Here is a 23,824-nt window from a genome sequence, read left to right on the forward strand (position 1 = left end):
CCGACGGTAGAGGCCACCACTGACAACGCCTCTGGCCTGGGTGTTCAGGCCTTGTGGAGAGCCAGTGAAGTGATTTGACTTGACCATCCCTTTACGGTTCTCATCGCGTGACCGACCGATTCACCGCAACTGTTCCAGGGGAATCCCGCATGAAGCGCACCACCCGCACCGCCGTCTCGGCCCTCGCCGTCGCCGGTCTCGCCCTCGGCCTCGGCGCCTGCTCGGAGGCCGCCGAGAAGGCCGCCGACCAGGTCGACAAGTCCGTGACCGAGTCCTATGAAGTCACGTACGAGGTCACCGGCAAGGGAATCGAGTCCATCGACTACCACGCGGGCGACGGCACCGCGATGGTGCCGCAGGTCGAGTCGGAGAAGAAGCCGACCACGCCGTGGAAGAAGACCGTGAAGCTGACGGGCATCATGCCGCCGGCCGTCATGCCGGTCTCGCTCACCCCCGCCGACCTCACCTGCAAGGTCATCTACCAGGGCAAGGTCATCAAGGAGGCCAAGGCCGAGCAGGCGATGGCCGGCGGCTGCGTCGCCGCCTCCCCCGTCGTGGGCTGACCCTCCCTCAGTCCTCCCTCGGCCCTCCAACCGCCCCTGACCAGCGGTGACATCCGATTGTCAGAGGCATGGTGCACGGTGGATCGCACAGCAGGTCGAACGATCTGGAGGGGGATCCATGCCCGTGCCCGAAACCATCGCGCAGCCCGGTTCCGGTGTCGAGACGGACACCGGACCGGGGCAGCCGCAGGCCATGACCGAGGTCCTGCGGCCGCACGCGGAGCACGCCTTCGCCGACGAACTCGCCGCGCTCGCCGCCGCCGACGACCGGCCCCGACCCGCCCGCTGGCGCCTCTCGCCGTGGGCCGTCGCCACCTATCTCCTCGGCGGCACCCTCCCCGACGGGACGGTGATCAGCCCCAAGTACGTGGGACCGCGCCGCATCGTGGAGGTCGCCGTCACCACCCTTGCCACCGACCGGGCGCTGCTCCTGCTCGGCGTGCCCGGCACCGCCAAGACCTGGGTCTCCGAGCACCTCGCCGCCGCCGTCAGCGGCGACTCGACCCTCCTCGTCCAGGGCACCGCCGGCACCCCGGAGGAGGCCGTCCGGTACGGCTGGAACTACGCCCGGCTCCTCGCCCACGGCCCGAGCAGGGACGCCCTCGTACCGAGCCCCGTGATGCGGGCGATGTCGCAGGGCATGACCGCGCGCGTGGAGGAGCTCACCCGTATCCCCGCCGACGTGCAGGACACGCTCATCACGATCCTGTCCGAGAAGACCCTCCCCCTCCCCGAACTGGGCCAGGAGGTGCAGGCCGTCCCCGGCTTCAACCTGATCGCCACGGCCAACGACCGCGACCGGGGCGTCAACGAACTCTCCAGCGCGCTGCGGCGCCGCTTCAACACGGTGGTCCTGCCCCTGCCCGCGACCCCCGAGGCCGAGGTCGACATCGTCGCCCGCCGCGTCGAGCAGCTCGGGCGCTCCCTCGAACTGCCGGCCGTCCCGGACGGCGTCGCCGAGATCCGCCGGGTCGTCACCGTCTTCCGCGAGCTGCGGGACGGGGTCACCACCGACGGACGGACGAGGGTCAAGTCGCCCTCGGGGACGCTGTCCACGGCAGAGGCCATCTCCGTCGTCACGGGCGGGCTGGCCCTCGCCGCCCACTTCGGCGATGGCGTCCTGCGCCCGGCGGACATCGCGGCGGGCATCCTCGGGGCGGTCGTCCGCGATCCGGCGGCCGACCGGGTCGTATGGCAGGAGTACCTGGAGGCGGTGGTGCGGGAGAGAGACGGCTGGAAGGACTTCTACCGCGCCTGCCGCGAGGTGAGCGTATGACGTCCACGCCCACGCCCTCGCCGTCGCCCACGTCTGCGTCCACGCCCACGCCCACGTCTGCATCCACCCCCAGGCTCCCGTCCACCTCCACCTCCACCTCCACCTCTACCTCCACCTCCACGCCCTCGCCCGCACATGGCTTCCCCGGTGGGCCGCTCGTGCTCGGGGTGCGGCACCACGGGCCCGGGTCCGCGCGCGGGGTGAGGGCGGCGCTTGAGGCGGCGCGGCCCGCCGTGGTGCTCGTCGAAGGTCCCGCCGAGGCCGACGCCCTCGTGGCGCTCGCCGGGGACCCCGACATGCGGCCGCCGGTCGCGCTGCTCGCCCACGCCGTGGACGACCCCGGGCGGGCTTCGTTCTGGCCGATGGCCGCGTTCTCGCCCGAGTGGGTCGCGATCCGCTGGGCCCTCGACCGTGGCGCCGCCGTCCGGTTCATCGACCTGCCCGCCACGCACACCCTCGCGGCCTCCGACCCCACCTGGGACGACGGGGAGGACGAGGTCTCCGGCGGCGGGCTGCGGATCGACCCGGTCGCCGAACTCGCCCGGGCCGGGGGGTACGAGGACGCCGAGCGCTGGTGGGAGGACGTCGTCGAACTGCGCGGCGACGGCGACCCGACCGCCCCCTTCGAGGCCCTCGCCGAGGCCATGGGCGCGCTCCGGGAGGCCTACGGGCACGGCGGCCACCCCCGGGACCTCGTCCGCGAGGCCCATATGCGGATCCAGCTGCGTGCCGCCCGCAAGGAGTTCGGCGACGACGCCGTCGCCGTCGTCTGCGGCGCCTGGCACGTCCCCGCCCTCACCCGGAGGACCACCGTCGCCGCCGACCGGGCCCTGCTGAAGGGCCTGCCCAAGGTGAAGACCGAGATGACCTGGGTCCCGTGGACCCACCGCAGGCTCGCCCGCCGCTCGGGGTACGGCGCCGGGATCGACGCGCCCGGCTGGTACGCGCACCTCTTCGCCGCCCCCGACCGGCCCGTCGAGCGCTGGATGACCAGGGTCGCCGGACTCCTCAGGGCCGAGGACCACCTGGTCTCCTCCGCCCATGTCATCGAGGCCGTCCGGCTCGCCGAGACCCTCGCCGCTCTGCGCGGGCGCCCGCTACCCGGCCTCGACGAGACGACCGACGCCGTCCGCGCCGTCCTCTGCGAGGGCTCCGACGTGCCGCTCGACCTCGTCCGGGACCGCCTCGTCGTCGGCGACGTCCTCGGCGAGGTCCCGGCCGGCGCCCCCGCGGTGCCCCTGCAGCGCGATCTGGCCCGCCGTCAGCGCACCCTGCGTCTCAAGCCCGAGGCCGGCGAGCGTGACCTCGAACTCGACCTCCGCAAGGACATGGACGGGGAGCGCAGCCGGCTGCTGCACCGGCTGCGGCTCCTCGGCGTCGGCTGGGGCGAACGGGCCACCGGCCGCTCCGGCACCGGCACCTTCCGGGAGACCTGGCGGCTGCGCTGGGAGCCCGAGCTGCATGTCCAGGTCGCCGAGGCCGGCGTCTGGGGCACCACCGTCGAGGCCGCCGCCACCGCCCGGGCCAGGTCGCGGGCCCTGGGGGCGACGGCCCTCGCCGACATCACCGCCCTCGCGGAGCAGTGCCTCCTCGCCGGGCTCGCCGACGCGCTGCCCGTCGTCATGCGGGCGCTCGCCGACCGGGCCGCGCTCGACACCGACGTCGCCCATCTCGCCCAGGCCCTCCCGGCCCTCGCCCGCTCCCTGCGCTACGGCGACGTCCGGGGCACGGAGACGGCGGCCCTCGCCGAGGTCGCCGCCGGCCTCGCCGAACGGATCTGTGTCGGTCTCCCGCCCGCCTGCGCCGGACTCGACGCCGACGCGGCCGCCGCCATGCGCGAGCGGATCGACGAGGTCCACCAGGCCCTCGGACTGCTGCCGGGAGCCGCCGAGCTGACCGAACGCTGGGCCGGCGTCCTGCGCCGGCTCGCCGACCGCGACCGGATCCCGGGCATCCTCAGGGGCCGGGCCGCCCGGCTCCTCCTGGACGAGGGCCGGATCGCCGACGACGCGGCCGCCCTCCTCATGAGCCGCGCCCTCTCGCCCGGCACCCCGCCGCCCGACGCCGCCGCCTGGATCGACGGCTTCGTCGGCGGGGCCTCCGGCGGCGGACTGCTCCTCGTCCACGACGAGCGGCTCCTCGGCCTGGTCGACGACTGGCTGACGGGCGTCCCGGCCGAGGCGTTCACCGATGTCCTGCCGCTGCTGCGGCGCACCTTCTCCGGATACGAGCCGGGCGTACGCCGCACCCTCGGCGAGCTGGTCGCCCGGGGCCCGAAGGCCGGCGGCTCCGGGCACTCGGCCCCCGGAGTCCCCGGCTTCGCCCCCACGCTCGACCGGGAACGGGCGGATGCCGTGCTGCCCCTCCTCCACCTCGTCCTCGGCACGGAGGCCCTCGCATGAGCACCGGCACGACCACCGGTACGACCACCGGTACGACCACCGGTACGACCACCGGCACGACCACCGGTACGACCACCGGTACGACCACCGGTACGACCACCGGCACGACCACCGGTACGACCACCGGTACGACCACCGGTACGACCACCGGCACGACGACCGGCACGACGACCGGCATGAGCCCCGGCACGACCACCGACGTGAGCCCAGCTGCAGCGGCAGCGGCAGAGGCAGCGACGGGCGACGAGCGGCTGCGCCGCTGGCGGCTCGTCCTCGGCGGCGGCGAGGCCGACGGCACCGGCCGCGCCCTCGCCGGCACCGACGCCGCCATGGACGGAGCCCTCACCGCGCTCTACGGCCGCAAGAGCCAGGGCGGCGACCGCACCGGGCGGGACCGCTCGGCCGGACTCGGGGCCTCGGCACCCTCCGTCGCCCGCTGGCTCGGCGACATCCGTACGTACTTCCCCAGCTCCGTCGTCCAGGTCATGCAGCGCGACGCGATCGACCGCCTCGGCCTCGCCACCCTGCTCCTGGAGCCGGAGATGCTGGAGGCCGTCGAGGCGGACGTCCACCTCGTCGGCACCCTGCTCTCCCTCCACAAGGTCATGCCCGAGACGACCAGGGAGACCGCGCGGGCCGTCGTGCGCAAGGTCGTCGACGACCTGGAGAAGCGTCTCGCCACCCGCACCCGAGCGACCCTCACCGGCGCCCTCGACCGCTCCGCCCGGATCAGCCGCCCCCGCCACCGGGACATCGACTGGGACCGGACGATCCGCGCCAACCTCAAGAACTACCTGCCCGAGTACCGCACGGTCGTCCCCGAGCGGCTGGTCGGCCACGGGCGTGCCTCCCAGGCGATACGGAAGGAGGTCGTGCTCTGCATCGACCAGTCCGGCTCCATGGCCGCCTCCGTCGTCTACGCCTCCGTGTTCGGCGCCGTGCTCGCCTCCATGCGGTCGATCGCCACCCGGCTGGTCGTCTTCGACACCGCCGTGGTGGACCTGACCGACCGGCTCGACGATCCCGTCGACGTCCTCTTCGGCACCCAGCTCGGCGGCGGTACCGACATCAACCGCGCCCTCGCCCACTGCCAGTCGAAGATCACCCGCCCCGCCGACACCGTCGTCGTCCTCATCAGTGACCTGTACGAGGGGGGCATCCGTGACGAGATGCTGAAGCGGGTCGCGGCGATGAAGGCCTCCGGCGTCCAGTTCGTCGCGCTGCTCGCCCTCTCCGACGAGGGCGCCCCGGCGTACGACCGGGATCACGCGGCGGCGCTCGCCGCGCTCGGCGCCCCGGCCTTCGCCTGCACCCCCGACCTGTTCCCGGAGGTCATGGCCGCCGCCCTGGAGAAGCGCCCCCTGCCGATACCCACGGCCTGACCGGCCCCCACCCGACCGGCCCCACCCCACCGGCACTCACAGGTGCGGAATCAGTCGTCCCCGAACCACCCGGCAGGTGCGGAATCCGTCGTCGCGGGACCACCCGCACGGGTGTCCGGACCCGACTGAGTCCCATATCACACACGCTTCCGAACGCCCCTCACCTGCGCTCCCGGCGCGTCGTGAGGGGCGGGGAGGCCAAGCGCCGCCTACTGTGAACGCCGCACGTCGCCATCCCGTACCCCCTACGGACGGCCCCTCGGCCCCTACGGTCTGTGACCCGTATCACCGCTCTGTTGTGATCTGCGATTTAGGGACCTACGTCCCTCGGGGATAACCTGCGAGACGGACATGCCGCGTCCACGGTCACCGTGTACGCCTCCCTTGTGACAGCGCAGTCACGTTGCCCTTCGCGGCACGCCCACGCAGACAACGAACCGCGATCTTCAGAAAAGGGACGGACGCGCGTGGACCTGTTCGAGTACCAGGCGAGGGACCTCTTCGCCAAGCACGGAGTACCGGTGCTGGCCGGTGAAGTCATCGACACGCCTGAGGCCGCGCGCGCCGCGACCGAGCGCCTCGGCGGCAAGTCCGTCGTCAAGGCCCAGGTGAAGGTCGGTGGCCGCGGCAAGGCCGGCGGCGTCAAGCTGGCCGGCGACGCGGACGAGGCCGTCGCCCGCGCGACGGACATCCTCGGGATGGACATCAAGGGCCACACGGTCCACAAGGTGATGATCGCCGAGCTGTCCCCGGAGATCGAGGCGGAGTACTACGTCTCGTACCTCCTCGACCGCACCAACCGCACCTTCCTGGCCATGGCCTCGGTGCAGGGCGGCATGGACATCGAGGAGGTCGCGGAGAAGACCCCCGAGGCCCTCGCGAAGGTCCCGGTCAACGCCGTCGACGGCGTGGACATCGTCAAGGCCCGCGAGATCGTGGCCCAGGCGAAGTTCCCGGCCGACGTGGCCGAGGGTGTCGCCGAGGCCATGGTGACCCTGTGGGACACCTTCGTCGCCGAGGACGCGCTCCTCGTCGAGGTCAACCCGCTGGTGAAGACCAAGGACGGCCGCATCCTGGCCCTGGACGGCAAGGTGTCTCTCGACGAGAACGCCGACTTCCGTCAGCCCGAGCACGAGGCGCTCGAGGACAAGGCCGCAGCCAACCCGCTCGAGGCTGCCGCCAAGGCCAAGAACCTCAACTACGTCAAGCTCGACGGCGAGGTCGGCATCATCGGTAACGGTGCCGGTCTGGTCATGTCGACCCTGGACGTCGTCGCGTACGCCGGTGAGAACCACGGCGGCGTGAAGCCGGCCAACTTCCTCGACATCGGTGGCGGCGCCTCCGCCGAGGTCATGGCGAACGGCCTGGAGATCATCCTGGGCGACCCGGACGTCAAGTCCGTGTTCGTCAACGTCTTCGGTGGCATCACCGCCTGTGACGAGGTCGCCAACGGCATCGTCCAGGCCCTGGAGCTTCTCGCCTCCAAGGGCGAAGAGGTCACCAAGCCGCTGGTCGTGCGCCTCGACGGCAACAACGCGGAGCTGGGTCGCAAGATCCTGTCGGACGCGAACCACCCGCTCGTGCAGCGTGTGGACACCATGGACGGCGCGGCCGACAAGGCCGCCGAGCTCGCGGCTGCGAAGTAAGGGACGAGGTCAGAACACCATGGCTATCTTCCTGACCAAGGACAGCAAGGTCATCGTCCAGGGCATGACCGGTGCCACGGGCATGAAGCACACCAAGCTCATGCTGGCCGACGGCACCAACATCGTCGGTGGCGTGAACCCGCGCAAGGCCGGCACGTCCGTCGACTTCGACGGCACCGAGGTCCCGGTCTTCGGCTCCGTCGCCGAGGCGATGAAGGAGACCGGCGCCAACGTCTCGGTCCTCTTCGTCCCGCCGGCCTTCGCGAAGGCCGCCGTGGTCGAGGCGATCGACGCCGAGATCCCGCTGGCCGTCGTCATCACCGAGGGCATCGCCGTCCACGACTCCGCCGCCTTCTGGGCGTACGCGCAGTCGAAGGGCAACAAGACCCGCATCATCGGCCCGAACTGCCCCGGTCTCATCACCCCGGGCCAGTCCAACGCCGGCATCATCCCGGGCGACATCACGAAGCCGGGCCGCATCGGCCTGGTCTCGAAGTCCGGCACGCTGACGTACCAGATGATGTACGAGCTCCGTGACATCGGCTTCTCGTCCGCCGTCGGCATCGGTGGCGACCCGGTCATCGGCACCACGCACATCGACGCCCTCGCGGCGTTCGAGGCGGACCCCGACACCGACCTGATCGTCATGATCGGTGAGATCGGCGGCGACGCCGAGGAGCGTGCGGCCGACTTCATCAAGGCCAACGTCACCAAGCCGGTCGTCGGCTACGTCGCGGGCTTCACCGCGCCCGAGGGCAAGACCATGGGCCACGCCGGCGCCATCGTCTCCGGCTCCTCCGGCACCGCCCAGGCGAAGAAGGAGGCCCTTGAGGCCGCCGGCGTCAAGGTCGGCAAGACGCCGACCGAGACGGCCAAGCTGGCGCGCGCCATCCTCGCGGGCTGAACCAGCAAGTAGCCGGCTGCACGTAGCCGGCTGTACGAGAGGGCCCCGCCCCCGCCCGGTCACCCGGGCGAGGGCGGGGCCCTCTCGCGTACGGCGGCGGTTACTCGGCGGCCGGGGTCAGCCGCTCCGGGCCCGGGTTCGGTTCCGAGCGCAGTATGTCGCGGAGCTCCAGGTCCTCGAGGCGGAGCTTCTGCGGGCCGCCGCGCACCGGGACGCCGTTGACGGTCTCGCCGGGGACGTTCACCGGGATGTAGCGGGTCGGCGCGGTCGCCGCCGTGAAGCCGGTGACACCGATGAGGACCGCCGTCACGCCCAGCACCGCGCGCGTCCAGGTCCGCGTCCGGCGTTCGCTGCCCGTCCGGACGGCACGGGCCGCCGGGAGGGTCGCCGTCGGAGCCTCCGTGACCAGCGCGCTGAGGCGGCGGTGCAGGGCCTCCGGTTCGGCGAGCTCGGGGACCCGCTTCCCGAGGACCGTACGGGCGTGCAGCAGCCGGTTGGCGGCCGCGGGGGTGCTCGCCTCGGTCTCGGCGGCCGTCTCCGGCAGGTCGAGGCCGAGCCCGTCGTAGAGCAGGACGGTACGGCGGTACGGCGGCGGCAGTTCGAGGAGCGCGGTGAGCAGCGCCCGCCGGCTCGCCTCGGTCGGCGGGGAGTCGGGGTGCTTGTGGGTACGGCGCAGCCGGTGCCAGGGGGAGAGGGCGTACTCGTACGCCGTCGCCCGCACCCAGCCCACCGGGTCCGCGTCGACGGCGACGTCGGGCCAGTGTTCCCAGGCGTGGTGGAAGGCGTACTCGACGGCCTCGCGGGAGAGCCGCCGCCGGCCGGTCAGCAGATACGTCTGGTGGACGAGTCCGGGCGCCGCGTGCGCGTACAGCGCGTCGAAGGCCTCCTCCGGGGTGAGCCCGGGCACGGCGGGGGGCTGCGCGGGCTCCGCCTCCGCGACCCACGGGGCCTCCGCCACCACCGGTTTCAGACGTTCCTGCGGCTTCGGGGCGCCTTTGCGGGCCGGCCCGGCGGCGATGACCGGGGACGGGGAGGGGGCCTTCGGGGGCTTGGCGGCCCGCTTGGCCGCGGCCTTGGGCCGGACGTTCGCCGCGGGAGCCGGCGCCTGCGCCCGTACGGGTGACTGCGGCTCCGGCTGTGGCTGTGCGGGCTCCTCGGTTCCGGGCGGTGTGGACCAGGTCGGCATCTCCGACGAGGCCGACGGAGATGACGAGGCCGACGGAGCCGACGAGGAGGTCGGCGCGTCGCCCGGCTCGTGCGAGCCGAGCAGCTTCGCGTACGCCTCGCGCTTGCGGCCCCGTGGGGTCGAGCGCCCGGTCTCCCATGACCTGACCGTGGCCTTCGTGACGCCCATGGCCTCGGCGACCTGCTCCTCGCTCAGGGCGAGGGCCTCACGCAACCTGCGCCGCTCCTTCGGGGTCGGCAGGGTGGCGGAGGATGCGGAATCCGCGGTGCTCCGGCTCATCGGCGTCGACCTCCCGCAGAGCTGCTCTGGGCGGAAAAGTACATAAACGTATATTGAGCGACACAACGGAGGTTTGCCTGTTACGCGGCAAAAGCGCGTGTCGTTGGCAGCATGACCCCGTGACCCATGTGACCGAGCACCCCCTGGTCCAGGGCGGCCGTTCCGCCGCGCTCGCCACCGCCTGCGTCCGGGGCGGGGTCGCCGCCGGACTCGGCCTCGGCGCCCTCGCGGTCCTGGTGACCGCCGCCTGGATCAGCTCCCCGTACCCCGACAGCGGCCCCGGTGGCGCCCTTCACCTGGCCGCCGGGCTCTGGCTGCTCGCCCACGGCGTGGACCTCGTCCGTACGGACACCCTGTCCGGCCTGCCCGCGCCCCTCGGCATCGTGCCGATGCTCCTGGTCGTCCTGCCCGTCTGGCTCGTCCACCGGGCCGCCCGGGACACCCTCGACGCGAACGACGGAGGCGACCGGCCGCGCCCCTCCGCGAGCGGCGCGGTCGCCGCCGTGGCCGGGGGATATCTCCTGGTCGCGGCCGTGGTCGTGGTCTACAGCGAGAGCGGCCCGCTGCCCGCCGACCTCATCACCGCCGGCTTCTGGCTGCCCGCCGTCGTGGTGGGCGCGGCGGGGATGGGCGTCTGGACGGCGCTCGGCCGCCCGCTGCCCCGGCAACGCCAGGCGGCCGCCGCCCTGCGCGCGACGGGGCTCGGGCTCGTGACGCTGCTCGGTGGCGGCGCGGTCGTCGCGGCGGTCTCGCTGGCCTGGCACGCGCGCGAGGCGCAGAGCGTGTACGCCGGTCTCGCGGGGGAGTGGTCGGGGCGGGTGGCGGTGCTGTTGCTGGTGCTCGCGCTGCTGCCGAACATGGCCGTCTGGGGAGCCGCGTACGGGCTCGGGCCGGGCTTCACCCTCGGTACGGGCGCGCTCGCGACCCCGCTGGGCCTCGTCGGCGACCCGGCCGCGCCGCCCTTCCCGCTGCTCGCCGCGCTGCCCGCCGACGGGCGGGGCACCTGGATCCACTGGACGGCCGCCGCGGTCCCGCTGGCCGCCGCCGTGCTCCAGGGCGGCCGGCTGGGCCGTTCGGCGCGGACCTGGACGGGCCGGGACACGGCGCTCACGGCGCTGGGCGCGGCCTGGGGCTGCGGGGCGGCGGTCGCCGTTCTCTCGGCCGCGGCGGGCGGCCCTCTCGGCTCGGGCCGGCTGTCCGCGTTCGGCCCGGTGTGGTGGCAGACGGGCACGGCGACGGTCCTGTGGGGCGCGTGCGTCGGCGTGCCGGTGGCCTTGGGGGTACGGGCCTGGGGCCGGCGCGTCCCGCGCCCGAAGCCCCTGCCGGTGCCGGAAGCGGCTTCCGTGGCCGGACCGGTGGCCGGGGCCGCGAAGTGGGCCGCCTCGGGCCTCGTACCCGTGCCCGGCCCCGTACCCCCGTCCACCCCGGACCCGGAGACGCCCGAAGAGGCGCAACCGGACACCGCCCTGACGGCCCCGGCGGGGCCGGAGTCCGGGCCGGACTCCGGCCCGGACGTCGACCCGTACAGCGCCCCCTACGGTGACCCGTACGGCGACGCCGCCTTCGAGCCCTACGACTACCTCCCGGCGGCCTGGGAACCCGCCTCGCCGCCGCCCCCGGAAAGGCTCTAGCGGGTGTCTTGCCTGATCAGCCCGGGCTGATCAGGCAAGACACCCCCTGGTTCTGCTCGCTACTCCCGGACCCCGAAGCCCGCGCGCAGCGGCTTCGGCAGGAGATCGTTGCAGGCCAGCTGGCCCGCGTGGGTGAGGGCGTCGTCGCGGCACTCGTAGAAGTCGCTGTAGACGAGCTGCATGGTGAAGCCCACCGCGACGATCATCAGGGCCACGCTCGCCGCGACCAGACCGCTGATCGCGGCCGTCCGCATCGAGCGGAGCGGGGCCGCAGTGGCGCCCTGACCCGACGGCCGGGCCGCCGGCTGTCCCGAGGGCTGAGACGCCGACGCGGGCGTCGACTGTGATGTCGGCGACAGCTCCTCCGCCGGCTTCGGCTTGGCGCGCAGCGAGCTGATCGCCCAGTAGAGGCCCAGCGCGCCGAGCAGCAGTGCCAGCTCCGGGATCTCGAAGATGGCGAAGAAGAAGGCCCACATGCCGGAGAGGATCGCGTACCGCGCGCGGCGCTGTGCCGGGTCCGTCGGGTCCCAGCGGAGCCCCCGTCCACCGGAGCCCTGGCCGGGTCCGCCCTTCCCGGGGTCGCCCTCCGGTTCTCCCTGGCCGCCTCCCTGGCGCTCGGGTCCACGGCCGAAGCCGTCGTTCGACGGGCCCGGCTGGCGCGGGCTCCAGCGGCCGTCGGAGGCCCCGGATTCCCCGGACGATTCGTCGTCCGAGCCCTCCGGTCGCCGTGGCTGCCACGGCTGATCCGGCCGGCCCTCGGGCGGCGGCGCGAACGGGTTGTTGTCGTCCGTGGACTGGCGTTCCGGCATCTGCTGAACGTCTTCCCTCTGTCGTCGCGACCACGGCCGCACCCGTGGTCTCCGCTGCTGTCTCGTCTACTGCTGCGTGCTTCTGCGTACTGCCGCGTGTGCGCCTGTGTGCCGCGTCCGCGTGCTGCTGTGTGCTGCGCGTCCGTTACGCCGTCCGTGTCCTCGACCGGTGCTGGTCGGGTGCGCGTCCGGCCTCGGACCCTGACGCTACCGCTCTGCTCCGCCCCCGTCCCGTGGGGGCCGTCCGGTGTGCCGGTATCGTTGCTGACGGTCGAGCCATTCGTAGGGTTCCCCGTATCGAGCGGCACGATTCGTTCGTACGACCGTACAAACACCACGGAAAGAGTGACCCAGTGGCTGCCGCCCGCCTCGTCGTCCTGGTCTCCGGTTCCGGTACCAATCTGCAGGCCCTCCTCGACGGCATCGCCGCGGACCCCGAGGGCTACGGCGCGGAGATCGTCGCCGTCGGCGCCGACCGCGACGGCATCGCCGGCCTGGAGCGCGCCGAGCGCGCCGGCCTGCCGACCTTCGTGTGCCGGGTCAAGGACCACGCCACCCGCGAGGAGTGGGACCGCGCACTCACCGAGGCCACCGCCGCGTACGAGCCGGATCTCGTCGTCTCGGCCGGCTTCATGAAGATCGTCGGCAAGGAGTTCCTCGCCCGCTTCGGCGGCCGGGTCGTCAACACCCACCCGGCTCTGCTGCCCAGTTTTCCCGGTGCCCACGGGGTGCGTGACGCCCTCGCCTACGGCGCGAAGGTCACCGGGTGCACCGTCCACTTCGTCGACGACGGTGTCGACACCGGCCCGATCATCGCCCAGGGCGTGGTCGAGGTACGGGACGAGGACGATGAAGCCGCTCTCCACGAGCGCATCAAGGAAGTCGAGCGCTCGCTGCTCGTCGACGTCGTGGGGCGCCTCGCCCGGCACGGCTATCGCATTGAGGGACGAAAGGTTCATGTCGGTGAACACGGACACGGTTAAGCCCATCCGCCGCGCGCTGGTCAGCGTCTACGACAAGACGGGGCTCGAAGAGCTGGCCCGCGGTCTGCACGAGGCCGGTGTCGAGCTCGTCTCCACCGGCTCCACGGCCGGGAAGATCGCCGCCGCCGGTGTGCCGGTCACCAAGGTCGAGGAGCTGACCGGCTTCCCCGAGTGCCTGGACGGCCGCGTCAAGACCCTCCACCCGCGCGTGCACGCCGGCATCCTCGCCGACCTGCGCCTGGAGTCGCACCGCGAGCAGCTCGCCGAGCTCGGCGTGGAGCCCTTCGACCTGGTCGTCGTGAACCTCTACCCGTTCCGCGAGACGGTCGCCTCCGGCGCCACCCCGGACGAGTGCGTCGAGCAGATCGACATCGGCGGCCCGTCCATGGTCCGCGCCGCGGCCAAGAACCACCCGTCCGTGGCGATCGTCACCAGCCCCGAGCGGTACGCCGACGTGCTCGCGGCCGTCCAGGCCGGCGGCTTCGACCTGACCGCCCGCAAGCGGCTCGCCGGCGAGGCCTTCCAGCACACCGCCGCGTACGACGTGGCCGTGGCGTCCTGGTTCGCCGACGACTACGCCGCCGCCGACGACAGCGGTTTCCCGGACTTCCTGGGCGCCACGTACGAGCGGAACAACGTCCTGCGCTACGGCGAGAACCCGCACCAGGGCGCCGCGCTCTACGTCGACGGCACGGGCGGCCTCGCCGAGGCCGAGCAGCTGCACGGCAAGGAGATGTCGTACAACAACTACACGGACACCGACGCCGCGCGCCGGGCCGCGTACGACCACACCGAGCCCTGCGTCGCGATCATCAAGCACGCCAACCCGTGCGGCATCGCGATCGGCGCCGACGTCGCCGAGGCCCACCGCAAGGCGCACGCCTGCGACACGGCGTCCGCGTTCGGCGGCGTCATCGCCGTCAACCGCCCGGTCTCCGTCGCGATGGCCGAGCAGGTCGCTGAGGTCTTCACCGAGGTCGTCGTCGCCCCGGGGTACGAGGACGGCGCGGTCGAGATCCTCACCAAGAAGAAGAACATCCGCCTTCTGCGCGTCGAGGGCGCCCCGGCCAACCCGGTCGAGGTCAAGCCGATCGACGGCGGCGCGCTGCTCCAGGTCACCGACCGTCTCCAGGCCGAGGGCGACGACCCGGCGAACTGGACCCTGGCGACGGGCGAGGCCCTGTCGGCGGAGGAGCTCGCCGAGCTCGCCTTCGCCTGGAAGGCCTGCCGCGCGGTCAAGTCCAACGCGATCCTGCTCGCCAAGGACGGCGCCTCGGTCGGCGTCGGCATGGGCCAGGTCAACCGCGTCGACTCCGCGAAGCTCGCGGTCGAGCGGGCGGGCGAGGAGCGGGCGCGCGGCTCCTACGCCGCCTCGGACGCGTTCTTCCCCTTCCCCGACGGCCTGGAGATCCTCACGGCGGCCGGCGTGAAGGCGGTCGTGCAGCCTGGCGGCTCGATGCGTGACGAGCTGGTCATCGAGGCGGCGAAGAAGGCCGGCGTGACGATGTACCTCACGGGGACGCGCCACTTCTTCCACTGAGCGGTGTGAACGACGGGCGGCCCGCCGGTACCTCCCAGGTACCGGCGGGCCGCCCGCGGTCAGTGCATGAAGTTGCCGTTGCAGTCCCCGCTGTTCACCCACTTGTGGGACCGGATGCTGTTGTTCATGCCGTAGCCGTTGGTGAACTTGTTGCGGGACAGGTCGTCGACGAAGAACTCGCCCGCATCGAGGCAGTTGTAGCCGGCGTGGTCGCGGCCGTAGTCCTGCCAGTAGTAGAACTTCACGACGTCGAGGTTGCCCTCCGTGCCCGCGTTCATGACGGACGACGCCTTGTCCCAGGCGTTCGCGAAGTCCTCGCCCGCCGCGTTCGCGTTCCAGTCGGCGTCGTTGCCCGCGGTCTTGCCCAACTGCCCGTAGCAGAACGCCTCGTCGAAGGCGTACACCCTGCCGTCGCGGCCCGGCCAGACGGTGTTGCAGTGATTGGCCGTGGTGCCCGCGCCGGACGCCTGGGCCGTGCCGGCCGGGGCGACGAGACCGGCGACGGCCAGCCCGAGCGCGGTGATGGACATGCCTGACTTACGCATGGTTCGCTCCTGTGTGTCTGCCTCGTCCGAGGCGTGCTGATCCACGGGCACAGCGCCGTGGACGTATGCGAGGCGGGTCGGATCAGACCCGCGGGCCGGTGACCTCGGCCGCGCGCGCGAACGCGTCGCGCTGGAGGCGCCGGTGGGTGCCGATGAGCTCGGTGTACCGGTCGGGCAGGGTGCCGACGTAGTACGCCTGACGTTCCCGCGCGATCGTGGCGAACGAGGTCTCGTGGGCGCACCGGGCCTCGGCCACGGCGACCCGGGTCTCGACCTCGAACGCCTCTCCGGGCGAGCGGCCGGAGGCGTTCCCCGCCACCGCGTCCTGCGCGGCGGGTGGATCGGGGTAGACGTGCCCGGCCCGGGTCATGCAGCGCGACCAGGCCGCGAGGGCCTCGGTGAACGTCCTGTCACGGGTGATCCGGGGGACGTACAGCGGTTGGAGGTTGGTGACGGCCTTGTCGGCGCGGAACCAGGCGACCGGGTCCCCGTACAGCTTCTCCCCGGCCTCCGCCGAGCAGCCGCCCCAACGCTTGTGGACACTCCCCTTCCCGGCCCCGGTCGGGATCTCCGTGGTGAGGATCGTGGCCCCGAGCCCGCCGTCGAGCGCCTCGTCATAGGCCTTCCGGCGCGGCGCGGAAAGCCCCGCACGATAGGTGCCGTTCGGGTTCGCCCGGCGAGCCCGGTCCTCCTTGTCGCGGATGCGGCTGCCGTAGCCGTGCTCGCGGGCCCAGTCGACGTCGTCGTTGACGTAGTCGAGCGGGCGGCTCTCCTCCAGACTCAGCCGCGGACCCGTCCAGTAGGAGAAGCCCGCCCGGTTCATGCACTGCTTGATCAGCACTTCGGTGGCGTCCGAGATCCGCAGCCGTTCGGCCTGGGTCAGCTCACGAGGCGGTGGGGCGGACGCCCGGCCGGAGTCCTGGGCGCAGCCGGTCGTGGCGGCTGCCACGACCGCCACGACCGTGCACACGTGAACGATCACGCGCTTCATCCCGATGCCCCCTGACATGACCCGTGTCGCCCCTTCGGCGACGCAGTCACACCATGGCCCCGGGCCCGGGGGCGGAGGTACCTCGTACCTCCGAGGGCTGTCCGGTCAGCGCGCCGCCGCGCACTCACCGCCCCAGGTCACGGCCTTGATCGTGCGGCCGCCGGCGGCGAAGTCGCCGCGGCCCTCCCACCAGCCGTGGTGGAGGCATGACGTGCCGCCCTCCTTGAAGGAGACGTACGCGTGGTCGGCGCCGGCCTCCGGGTTGCCGTTGTTGAAGAAGGACCCGCGCAGGCCGCAGGTGCTCGCCGGCACGTTTCCGTCGGTCTTGCAGACCGCACCCCTGCCGCCCGTCTGCGCGTAGAAGCAGACGAAGCCGTTGGGGCAGTTCCACGGCTGGTACGGGGCCGTCTGCGGCGTGGCGCAGTTGCCGCTCGTGACGCTCGCCCACTGGCGCCCGGCCCCGCTGTACTCGACTCCGCCGAAGTGGACCGGCCTGCGGTGGCTCTCGTCCGTGAACGTCCCGGACGCCAGGTAGCGCTGCTCGTAGTGGAGGTGGGCCCAGTCGCCGGCCGCGCCGGACTTTCCGACCCGCCCGATCTGGGTGGCGCCGGTCACCTGGCGGCCCACCTTCACGTACGCGTCCGGGGCTTCCTGGAGGTGGTAGTAGGCGGTGAACCAGCCGTTGCCGTGGTTGATCTGGATGGTGTTGCCCGAGCCGTCGTTCCAGTAGACGGCCGAGACCGTGCCGGGGGCGGAGGCGTAGACGGGCAGGCCGTCGGAGCCGGGGTTCCCCTCCTTGACGATGTCGAGCGCCGGGTCGTGACCCCAGGTGTCGAGCTGCCACGTCGTGCCGCAGGCGAACGGCAGATGGAAGTCGGGCTTGCCGGCGGACGGTGCGGCGGCGGGGGCTCCGGCGGTGGCGGCGTTCGCGGCTCCGACCGTGGTGGCGCCGAGCCCCAGGACGAGGGCCAGGGCCGTCAGGAGAGCCAGGAGTGCGCTGCGGGGTGGTGTGGACGACACGTTCGTGTTCCCTTCTCGCGATCACGTTGCTCCACGGTCCCGAGATCCGGCGCCCGGCCCGTACTCGGACATCCGAGGGTCGCCGCCCGGGCAGTCGCCTCGGCCGCTCCTCAGCAGTCCGTGGCCCAGATGTGCGAGGCGATCGGGCGGTCGAGGGCGAGGTCGCGGCGCGCCCCCTTCGGTACGCAGCCGAGGTCGTCCCGGTAGTTCTTCGCCGCGAAGTACGCGACGTGGACGTAGCCCTTCGGGTCGGCGGCGCCGTTGTTGAACACCGAGCGCGGCGCCTTCTTCCGTGCCCACGCGCAGCCCGCGTCCCCGTCGGACCATTCGTCGTCGTCGTTCTCCCAGTCGCACATCTCGCCCCTGCCGCCCGTCTCGGAGAAGAAGCAGACGTAGGTCGGCGCGCACCGCTCGTACCCGGCGGCGGTGTCCGTGCCGTCCGGGCGGTTCACCAGGGTGTTCAGGCCGAGGCCCGCCACAGTGAGGGCGGCGAGGGCGGCGGCGAGCAGCGGCCCGCGGCGTCCGCCGCGCCGGCGGCGGCGTGGCACCCGCCCTGCCGCGGCCTCCCGGACCCGGCCCAGCAGCGATGTGGCGTCATGGACCACCCGTTCCTCGTGCGTACGGCTCAGACAGTCCGTGACGACCTCCCGCCAGGGCGCCGGGAGGTCGGGGGAGAGCCGGAGGTCCTCCTCCCCGCGCGCGTACCGCACGGCCGCGTCCCGGCGGGCCGTCGGCGTGCCGCCCGGGAGGGGGAAGGAGCCCGTCAGGACGAGGTGGGTCAGGACGCCGAAGGCCCAGACGTCGGCGCTGGGCCGGATCCGGGTGCCCCGGGTGCCGACCTCTGACCAGAGCAGCTCGGGCGGGGTGTAGTCGGGGGTGGCGAAGCCGGGGGAGTAGGCGTGCGTCCCTTCCAGTTCGCTCGCCGTGCTGAAGTCGCCGAGCCGGACGCCGCCGTCCTTCATCAGCAGGACGTTGCCGGGCTTGAGGTCGCCGTGCACCCAGCCCGCCGTGTGCAGTTGGTGCAGCCCCTCGCAGACCTGGAGGAGGAGCGCGGGGGCGGACGGCGGGGGCGCCGCGGTCTTCGAGAGCAGCGACTGGAGGGGGCGCTCCGCCTCCTCCAGTACGAGCACGGTGGCGCCGTCCAGCTCCGGGCGCTCCGGGTCGTCGACCGTCAGCGTCTCGTACAGGCGGATCAGCCGCGGTGACCGCAGCCGGCTCAGTAACTCCACCTCACGATCTGCCAGTTCGCGCAGATGGCGCAGTTGGCGCGGGGTGCGGGTGCCGGTGGGGAGGAACTTGAGAGCGGCCCGGGGCGGGAGGTCTTCGTCTCCGCTCGTGCGGCGTGCCGCGTAGACGCTGGCGAACGCCCCTGCCCCCAGCGGGCGTTCGACCGTCCAGGCGCCGACCTCGTAGCCGTCCGGCACGGTCAGCGGGAAGCCGGTCACCGTGACCGGGCCGGGGTCGCCGTCCGTGCCCGGGCCGCCGGATCCGCCGGATTCGTCGGCCCGGTCGAAGATGTCGCCGCCGGGGGCGTCAGTGCGACCAGGTCGTCCTCCCGTACGAGGTCGAAGCGGAGCGCGAGCGAGACCAGGGACTCCTTCTTGCCGTTGAGGCGGGGGCCCGCGTCCGCCGTGTCCGGGCCCGGCTTCAGGCGGAGTTTCACGGCCAGGTAGTCGATGTTCCACTGCACGGCGGCGCGGTTGGCGGCGGGCCACAGCGGGTGGAGCCGGTCCACGATCGTGTCCGCGGTCGGCAGCGGTGCGTGCGGTTCGCCGCGCAGCCGGGGCTCGCAGAGGGCGGTGAGCACGAGGAAGTACCGCTTCGAGCGGTCGAGCGGGAAGGCCAGCGCCGTCGGCTCGCCGTCCTCGGCGGCGTGCGCGCGCTCCACGTAGTCGTGGCGGGGTGCCCAGACGCAGAAGTCGACCAGGTCGCTGCCCGCGGGCAGCACGACCCGGGAGAACTCGAAGGGCACCGGGGCGTCGACCCGGCCCGGTGCGATCTTGATGTGCTCCCCGGCTCCCTCCGGGTTCTCGACGACGTACGTCGAGGCGGTGCTGAAGTTGCTCAGCGTCCAGTAGTTCCCGGTGGCCCCGATCTCCCCGGCGGTACGGGACACCCCGGGGTGCGGGATGTCCAGGTGGGGCCGGTCGCCGGCGGCGCGAGGGGTGGTGCGGCCGAAGTGGAGCCGTTCGCCGGGCGCCAGCCTGACCTGGTCTCCGGAGGCAGCGGTCGGTGTGGGCACCACGATGATGCTGTACATGACGCTTCCTTTCCCCGAGGTCTGCGCCGCCAGGCTAGGAAGAGCCGATAAACGAATGCAGAACGTCACCGAGGGTGTCCGGGGCGCCACAGGTGCCCGGCTGCGACTGATCCGCCGATCGGGTGGACTCTGGTCTAATGGGTTGCTCTTTTGTCGACCACTGGTAGTGGGGGCGTGGTGTTGGACGTACAGAACAGGTCCGCCGAGGAGGCCGTCACCGGCACTCCGGACGCCGCCGGCACCGAGTCGCCGGACGGCCTCTCGCCCGCCCCGCTCCGCCCGTACCTGATCCTCGCGGGCATCCTGTGCGGCCTGTACTTCCTCTACTCCTGGGTGCAGTACTCGCACTTCCGCACCCCGTCCTGGGACCTCGGGATCTTCGGGCAGTCGGTCAGGGCGTACGCCGAGTTCCGGGCCCCGATCGTCGACATCAAGGGCCCCGGCTTCCACATACTCGGCGACCACTTCAGCCCCGTCACCGCGCTGCTCGCGCCGCTGTACTGGGTCTGGTCCTCGCCGGTCTCCCTGCTCTTCGCCCAGGCCGCGCTCTTCGCCTCCGGCGCCGTCGTCGTCGGCCGCACCACCCAGCAGATCCTCGGCAGCCGGGCCGCCGGCATCGGACTCGCCCTCGCGTACGGGCTCTCCTGGGGGCTCCAGGAAGCCGTCAAGTCCGACTTCCACGAGATCGCCTTCGCCGTCCCGATGCTCGCCCTGACCTGCCGGGCCCTGCTCCTCGGCCGCTGGACCGCGGCCGCCGCCTGGGCCGTCCCGCTCGTCCTCGTCAAGGAGGACATGGGCCTCACCGTCTCGATGGTCGGCGTGGTCCTCTTCCTGAAGGGCCAGAAGCGGCTCGGCGCTGCCCTGGCCGGCTTCGGCGCGGCGGCCTTCGCGCTGACGGTCCTCGTCCTCATCCCGGCGGCGAGCCGGGTCGGCGAGTACGACTACTGGTCGAAGATCGAGAAGACCGGTCAGGGCGCCGAGACCTCCTTCGGGCAGGTCGTCGGCGACGCCCTCGCCTCGGGCGAGCGCTGGGAGATGGTGGTCTTCCTGCTCGCGATCACCGGCTTCCTCGCCCTGCGCTCCCCGCTGATCCTGCTCGTCCTGCCCACGCTCGGCTGGCGCTTCCTCTCCCAGGACCCGAACCACTGGGGCATGCACTGGCACTACAGCGCCATCCTCATGCCGGTGGTCTTCCTGGCCCTGGTGGACGGCGCCCGAGCCGTGCGCACCTCACCGCGCGCGTGGCTCGCCTCGTACGGGAAGGTCGTCGTCCCGGTCGCGACGGCGGTGGCGCTCGTCCTCGCCGCGAACCTGCCGCTGCGGGAGCTGATGAAGTCGGAGGCGTACCGGACGGACACCCGGGCCGAGCAGGCGCGGGCAGCGGTCGACGCGGTGCCGGAGGGCGTGAGCGTGGAGGCGGACGTCCCGCTCCTCGCCCACCTCACGGCGGACCACCGCGTCTACTGGGTGGGCACGTCGAAGGGCGCCACCCCGGACTACCTCGCCTTCGACCTGCGCGGCTGGTCGCAGCAGGTTTCGGACCCGGAGCAGCTGGCTTCGCAACTGCATCCTGAGGCGCGGTACGAGATCACCCACCGCTCGGACGGCTTCGCGGTCCTCAAGCGGGTCTGACACCCGACGGCCCGCGGACGACGCCGATCCGTACGCCGATCCGTACGCCGACTCGTGCGTCGATCCGTACGGCATCGACCCCCGTACGACCCCCGTACGACCCCCGTACGACGAGGAGGGCCCCCGTTCCAGGAACGGGGGCCCTCCTCGTCATGGGTGTGCCGTGCGCTCAGTAGCGCGGGCGGTTGAACCAGGCCGACGCCTGCGAGCCGATCATCGAGGCGAGGATGATGCCGCTGATGGCGAGGCTGATGACGCCGCCGAGGACACCGCTGGGCTCGCCCTGGGCGAAGTTGCTGAGCGAACCGATGATCATCAGCGAGGCGTAGATGATCGTGATGACGCGGATCGCGGTGCCGCCCTTGGAGAACCTGATCCCCAGGAAGATCGCCAGACCGGCGAAGGCCAGCAGGACGGCGACGATGGCGAAGCCCAGACCGGCGAGGCCGGTGGCGGCGTCCGAGTCGTCGACCGAGCTGGAGGCCGCGCCGATGGCGATGGCCGCGATGACGCCGATGAGGATCTGCAGGCCGCCGATGATGAAGAGCAGCACGCGCGCGGCGGTCATGAGTCCGGGCATCTTGGCCGGCCCCTGCGGGTAGCCACCGGGGCCGTACGGGGAGATCGGCGGAGCCGCGGGGTAGCCGTAGCCCTGCTGCGGCGGCACGCCCTGGGGGGCCTGCTGCGGGTAGCCGTAGCCGGGCTGCTGGCCCTGGCCCTGACCCTGCGGCTGGCCGTACGGGTTGTTCGGGTCACCGAAGCTCATCGCGGGTTTCCTCCGTGAAATTTCTCTTTGCGGGGACGACGCGGCCCGCGCGGAGGACTCTTCACGGTTGTGAGCGGATTCCCCCCGGCACTTTCCGCGGTACTTCGCCGATCATCGTGGTCGCAACGTCGACTTTTTGTCCAGTCGATACGCACCGGAGTTGTGCAAGTGCAACCTGTCGCTCCGCCTGGCCGGCCGCCCGGCGCGAGCGAATTGGAACAAGGCGGGGGTCATCCGGGAGGATGTCTCCATGAGCGCCCAGATTCTCGATGGCAAGGCCACCGCAGCCGCGATCAAGTCCGAACTGACCGTCCGCGTGGCGGCCCTCAAGGAGCAGGGCGTCACGCCCGGCCTGGGCACCGTCCTCGTCGGCGACGACCCGGCCAGCCAGAAGTACGTGGCGGGCAAGCACCGCGACTGCGCCCAGGTCGGCATCGCCTCCATCCAGCGTCACCTTCCGGCCACCGCCACGCAGGAGGAGATCGAGGCGGTCGTACGGGAGCTCAACGAGGACCCGACCTGCACCGGTTACATCGTCCAGCTCCCGCTGCCGAAGGGCATCGACGAGAACCGCATCCTGGAGTTGATGGACCCGGCCAAGGACGCCGACGGTCTGCACCCGACCAACCTCGGCCGCCTCGTCCTCAACGAGCCCGCCCCGCTGCCCTGCACGCCGAACGGCGTCATCACGCTGCTCCGCGCGCACGGCGTGGAGATCAACGGCGCGGAGGTCGTGGTCGTCGGGCGCGGTGTCACCATCGGCCGTCCGATGCCGCTCATCCTGACCCGCCGCTCCGAGAACGCGACCGTGACCCAGTGCCACACCGGCACCCGGGACCTGTCGGCGCACCTGCGCAACGCCGACATCATCGTGGCGGCGGCCGGCGTGCCGCACCTGATCAAGCCGGAGGACGTGAAGCCGGGCGCGGCCGTCCTCGACGTCGGCGTCTCGCGGAACGGCGAGGGCAAGATCCTCGGCGACGTGGACCCCGGTGTCGCCGAGGTGGCGGGCTGGATCTCCCCGAACCCGGGCGGCGTCGGCCCGATGACCCGCGCCCAGCTCCTCGTCAACGTCGTCGAGGCCGCCGAGCGCGCGGCCGCGGCGCTCTGACGTGACCCCCGGGACCCCGGGCACAGCCGGGAACCCGGACGGGGCGGCCGACGGCACGTCGCGGGACGCGGCCACGGACGCCACCTCGGCGGACGCCGCCTCGACGGGCGCTTCCTCGGCCCGTGGTGCCTCGGCCGGTGGCGACGCCGTGGCCGGTGACACCTCGGCCGGTGGCGACGCCGTGGCCGGTGGCGCCCCCTCCGGCTCCCGCGACTCCGCCTCCAGCGCCCCGGGGGCGAACGGTTGGAAGCGGCCGGCGCCCACCCTCACCACCGGCACCGCGCGGCCCGAGGGCGGCGGCCGGGCGGCCCCCGGCGACGCCTCGGCGCCCGCCCGTCAGTGGCCGCTGCTCACCGTGCTCGGCCTCGCCGGGATCGGTCTGCTCGTGGTGGGCACGGACGCCGTCCCGCAGTCCTTCCGGATCGGCACGATGCTGGTCGGTGCGGCGCTCCTCGTGGGGGCCGTGCTGCGCCGGGTGCTGCCCTCGGTGGGCATGCTCGCCGTCCGGTCCCGCTTCACGGACATGATCACGTACGGCGTCATGGGTGGCCTGATCGTGCTGCTCTCGCTCATGGTGCAGCCCGAGCCCTGGCTGAAGATCCCGTTCCTGGAGGACGTCCTCCATCTGACGGTCACCTGATCCGTTCGACGTTCACCTGACCCGTCCGACGGTCACCCCGACCCGGACGGACGGACGGACGGTACGTGGCGCGGCGCCCGCCCTCTCCCCCGTGGGAGGGCGGGCGCCGCTGCGATCAAGGGTCATGTACGTGCCAAGGCGGGTTCAAGGTCCGGCCGTGCGCTGTGGCACGGAAGTGACCATTCCGGTACCTCGGCTGCGCATCCGGGGCACGCATCGCCCCCGGACCTGCCATCCTTCGGGGAAGCAGGGGAGGCA

Annotated in this window: 20 protein-coding genes; 12 read left to right on the top strand and 8 right to left on the bottom strand. The window is 72.6% G+C overall.

Annotation, left to right across the window (positions count from 1 at the left end):
• The first annotated feature begins 149 nt into the window (after positions 1-149).
• The 6 genes from OG462_RS26760 to sucD all read left to right on the top strand — a co-directional run bounded on the left by OG462_RS26760 (position 150) and on the right by sucD (position 8,173).
• Positions 150-563, top strand: coding sequence for a hypothetical protein (locus tag OG462_RS26760; RefSeq protein ID WP_406061376.1), 414 nt, complete (start codon positions 150-152; stop codon positions 561-563).
• 118 nt (positions 564-681) lie between these two features.
• Positions 682-1,839, top strand: coding sequence for an AAA family ATPase (locus OG462_RS26765; RefSeq protein WP_406061378.1), 1,158 nt, complete (start codon positions 682-684; stop codon positions 1,837-1,839).
• Positions 1,836-4,241, top strand: a complete 2,406-nt coding sequence (locus tag OG462_RS26770; protein WP_406061379.1) for a DUF5682 family protein — start codon at positions 1,836-1,838, stop codon at positions 4,239-4,241. Before OG462_RS26765 ends, OG462_RS26770 begins: the two co-directional genes overlap by 4 nt.
• Before the next feature lie 176 nt (positions 4,242-4,417).
• The gene (locus tag OG462_RS26775) at positions 4,418-5,623 is read left to right on the top strand and encodes a VWA domain-containing protein (RefSeq protein WP_406066729.1); all 1,206 of its coding nucleotides are present in this window, start codon (positions 4,418-4,420) and stop codon (positions 5,621-5,623) included.
• Positions 5,624-6,090: 467 nt separating this feature from the next.
• Positions 6,091-7,269: an ADP-forming succinate--CoA ligase subunit beta gene (gene sucC / locus OG462_RS26780; protein WP_406061381.1), complete on the top strand. Its 1,179-nt coding sequence runs from the start codon at positions 6,091-6,093 to the stop codon at positions 7,267-7,269.
• A 19-nt stretch (positions 7,270-7,288) separates the two neighbouring features.
• Positions 7,289-8,173, top strand: a complete 885-nt coding sequence (gene sucD / locus OG462_RS26785) for a succinate--CoA ligase subunit alpha (RefSeq protein WP_384895400.1) — start codon at positions 7,289-7,291, stop codon at positions 8,171-8,173.
• A 100-nt stretch (positions 8,174-8,273) separates the two neighbouring features.
• Here sucD and OG462_RS26790 read toward each other — a convergent pair whose 3' ends face one another.
• Positions 8,274-9,638, bottom strand: a complete 1,365-nt coding sequence (locus tag OG462_RS26790; protein ID WP_406061383.1) for a sigma factor-like helix-turn-helix DNA-binding protein — start codon at positions 9,636-9,638, stop codon at positions 8,274-8,276.
• 119 nt (positions 9,639-9,757) lie between these two features.
• Here OG462_RS26790 and OG462_RS26795 point away from each other — a divergent pair, with 119 nt between their 5' ends.
• Positions 9,758-11,269 carry a DUF6350 family protein gene (locus OG462_RS26795; RefSeq protein WP_406061385.1) on the top strand — a complete coding sequence of 504 codons (1,512 nt, stop codon included), beginning with the start codon at positions 9,758-9,760 and terminating at the stop codon, positions 11,267-11,269.
• Positions 11,270-11,328: 59 nt separating this feature from the next.
• Here the strand turns inward: OG462_RS26795 and OG462_RS26800 are convergent, their stop codons facing one another.
• Positions 11,329-12,078, bottom strand: a complete 750-nt coding sequence (locus OG462_RS26800; RefSeq protein ID WP_406061387.1) for a hypothetical protein — start codon at positions 12,076-12,078, stop codon at positions 11,329-11,331.
• A 353-nt stretch (positions 12,079-12,431) separates the two neighbouring features.
• Here OG462_RS26800 and purN point away from each other — a divergent pair, with 353 nt between their 5' ends.
• Together purN and purH are read left to right on the top strand one after the other, a co-directional pair.
• The gene (purN, locus tag OG462_RS26805; RefSeq protein ID WP_383052435.1) at positions 12,432-13,061 is read left to right on the top strand and encodes a phosphoribosylglycinamide formyltransferase; all 630 of its coding nucleotides are present in this window, start codon (positions 12,432-12,434) and stop codon (positions 13,059-13,061) included.
• A complete protein-coding gene (purH, locus tag OG462_RS26810) occupies positions 13,036-14,601 on the top strand; it encodes a bifunctional phosphoribosylaminoimidazolecarboxamide formyltransferase/IMP cyclohydrolase (RefSeq protein WP_406061389.1) in 1,566 nt (521 codons plus the stop codon). The genes purN and purH overlap by 26 nt, the downstream gene beginning before the upstream one ends.
• 59 nt (positions 14,602-14,660) lie before the next feature.
• Here the strand turns inward: purH and OG462_RS26815 are convergent, their stop codons facing one another.
• The 5 genes from OG462_RS26815 to OG462_RS26835 form a co-directional block, all read right to left on the bottom strand.
• The gene (locus tag OG462_RS26815; RefSeq protein WP_406061391.1) at positions 14,661-15,146 is read right to left on the bottom strand and encodes a hypothetical protein; all 486 of its coding nucleotides are present in this window, start codon (positions 15,144-15,146) and stop codon (positions 14,661-14,663) included.
• Positions 15,147-15,228: 82 nt separating this feature from the next.
• Positions 15,229-16,137, bottom strand: coding sequence for a hypothetical protein (locus tag OG462_RS26820; RefSeq protein WP_406066731.1), 909 nt, complete (start codon positions 16,135-16,137; stop codon positions 15,229-15,231).
• A gap of 105 nt (positions 16,138-16,242) precedes the next feature.
• Positions 16,243-17,157, bottom strand: coding sequence for a peptidoglycan DD-metalloendopeptidase family protein (locus tag OG462_RS26825; RefSeq protein WP_406061392.1), 915 nt, complete (start codon positions 17,155-17,157; stop codon positions 16,243-16,245).
• A 110-nt stretch (positions 17,158-17,267) separates the two neighbouring features.
• Positions 17,268-18,602 (bottom strand): protein kinase domain-containing protein, encoded by a 1,335-nt coding sequence (locus OG462_RS26830; protein ID WP_406061394.1) that lies wholly within the window; start codon positions 18,600-18,602, stop codon positions 17,268-17,270.
• Positions 18,599-19,417, bottom strand: a complete 819-nt coding sequence (locus OG462_RS26835) for an FHA domain-containing protein (RefSeq protein ID WP_406061395.1) — start codon at positions 19,415-19,417, stop codon at positions 18,599-18,601. The genes OG462_RS26830 and OG462_RS26835 overlap by 4 nt, the downstream gene beginning before the upstream one ends.
• 177 nt (positions 19,418-19,594) lie before the next feature.
• On the opposite strand from OG462_RS26835, the gene OG462_RS26840 reads away from it, so the two are divergent.
• Entirely contained in the window at positions 19,595-21,049 is a 1,455-nt protein-coding gene (locus OG462_RS26840) for a DUF2079 domain-containing protein (RefSeq protein ID WP_406066733.1), read from the top strand.
• A 169-nt stretch (positions 21,050-21,218) separates the two neighbouring features.
• Here the strand turns inward: OG462_RS26840 and OG462_RS26845 are convergent, their stop codons facing one another.
• Positions 21,219-21,815, bottom strand: coding sequence for a hypothetical protein (locus OG462_RS26845; RefSeq protein WP_406061397.1), 597 nt, complete (start codon positions 21,813-21,815; stop codon positions 21,219-21,221).
• A gap of 250 nt (positions 21,816-22,065) precedes the next feature.
• On the opposite strand from OG462_RS26845, the gene OG462_RS26850 reads away from it, so the two are divergent.
• Positions 22,066-22,926 carry a bifunctional methylenetetrahydrofolate dehydrogenase/methenyltetrahydrofolate cyclohydrolase gene (locus OG462_RS26850; protein WP_024759217.1) on the top strand — a complete coding sequence of 287 codons (861 nt, stop codon included), beginning with the start codon at positions 22,066-22,068 and terminating at the stop codon, positions 22,924-22,926.
• A 1-nt stretch (position 22,927) separates the two neighbouring features.
• On the top strand, positions 22,928-23,566 hold the full coding sequence (locus tag OG462_RS26855) for a DUF3017 domain-containing protein (protein ID WP_406061398.1): 639 nt from the start codon (positions 22,928-22,930) through the stop codon (positions 23,564-23,566).
• The last annotated feature ends 258 nt before the right edge of the window (positions 23,567-23,824 follow it).

This window comes from Streptomyces sp. NBC_01077 (assembly GCF_045162855.1).
In the GTDB taxonomy this organism is placed as follows: domain Bacteria; phylum Actinomycetota; class Actinomycetes; order Streptomycetales; family Streptomycetaceae; genus Streptomyces.

What these genes read in the sequence shown, in the direction of transcription:
- OG462_RS26760 (WP_406061376.1), top strand. Translation starts at nt 150, where the DNA reads ATGAAGCGCACCACCCGCACCGCCGTCTCGGCCCTCGCCGTCGCCGGT.
- OG462_RS26815 (WP_406061391.1), bottom strand. Translation starts at nt 15,146, where the DNA reads ATGCGTAAGTCAGGCATGTCCATCACCGCGCTCGGGCTGGCCGTCGCC.
- OG462_RS26765 (WP_406061378.1), top strand. Translation starts at nt 682, where the DNA reads ATGCCCGTGCCCGAAACCATCGCGCAGCCCGGTTCCGGTGTCGAGACG.
- OG462_RS26770 (WP_406061379.1), top strand. Translation starts at nt 1,836, where the DNA reads ATGACGTCCACGCCCACGCCCTCGCCGTCGCCCACGTCTGCGTCCACG.
- sucD (WP_384895400.1), top strand. Translation starts at nt 7,289, where the DNA reads ATGGCTATCTTCCTGACCAAGGACAGCAAGGTCATCGTCCAGGGCATG.
- OG462_RS26775 (WP_406066729.1), top strand. Translation starts at nt 4,418, where the DNA reads ATGAGCCCCGGCACGACCACCGACGTGAGCCCAGCTGCAGCGGCAGCG.
- OG462_RS26835 (WP_406061395.1), bottom strand. Translation starts at nt 19,417, where the DNA reads ATGTACAGCATCATCGTGGTGCCCACACCGACCGCTGCCTCCGGAGAC.
- OG462_RS26790 (WP_406061383.1), bottom strand. Translation starts at nt 9,638, where the DNA reads ATGAGCCGGAGCACCGCGGATTCCGCATCCTCCGCCACCCTGCCGACC.
- OG462_RS26850 (WP_024759217.1), top strand. Translation starts at nt 22,066, where the DNA reads ATGAGCGCCCAGATTCTCGATGGCAAGGCCACCGCAGCCGCGATCAAG.
- purH (WP_406061389.1), top strand. Translation starts at nt 13,036, where the DNA reads ATGTCGGTGAACACGGACACGGTTAAGCCCATCCGCCGCGCGCTGGTC.
- OG462_RS26820 (WP_406066731.1), bottom strand. Translation starts at nt 16,137, where the DNA reads ATGAAGCGCGTGATCGTTCACGTGTGCACGGTCGTGGCGGTCGTGGCA.
- OG462_RS26845 (WP_406061397.1), bottom strand. Translation starts at nt 21,815, where the DNA reads ATGAGCTTCGGTGACCCGAACAACCCGTACGGCCAGCCGCAGGGTCAG.
- OG462_RS26800 (WP_406061387.1), bottom strand. Translation starts at nt 12,078, where the DNA reads ATGCCGGAACGCCAGTCCACGGACGACAACAACCCGTTCGCGCCGCCG.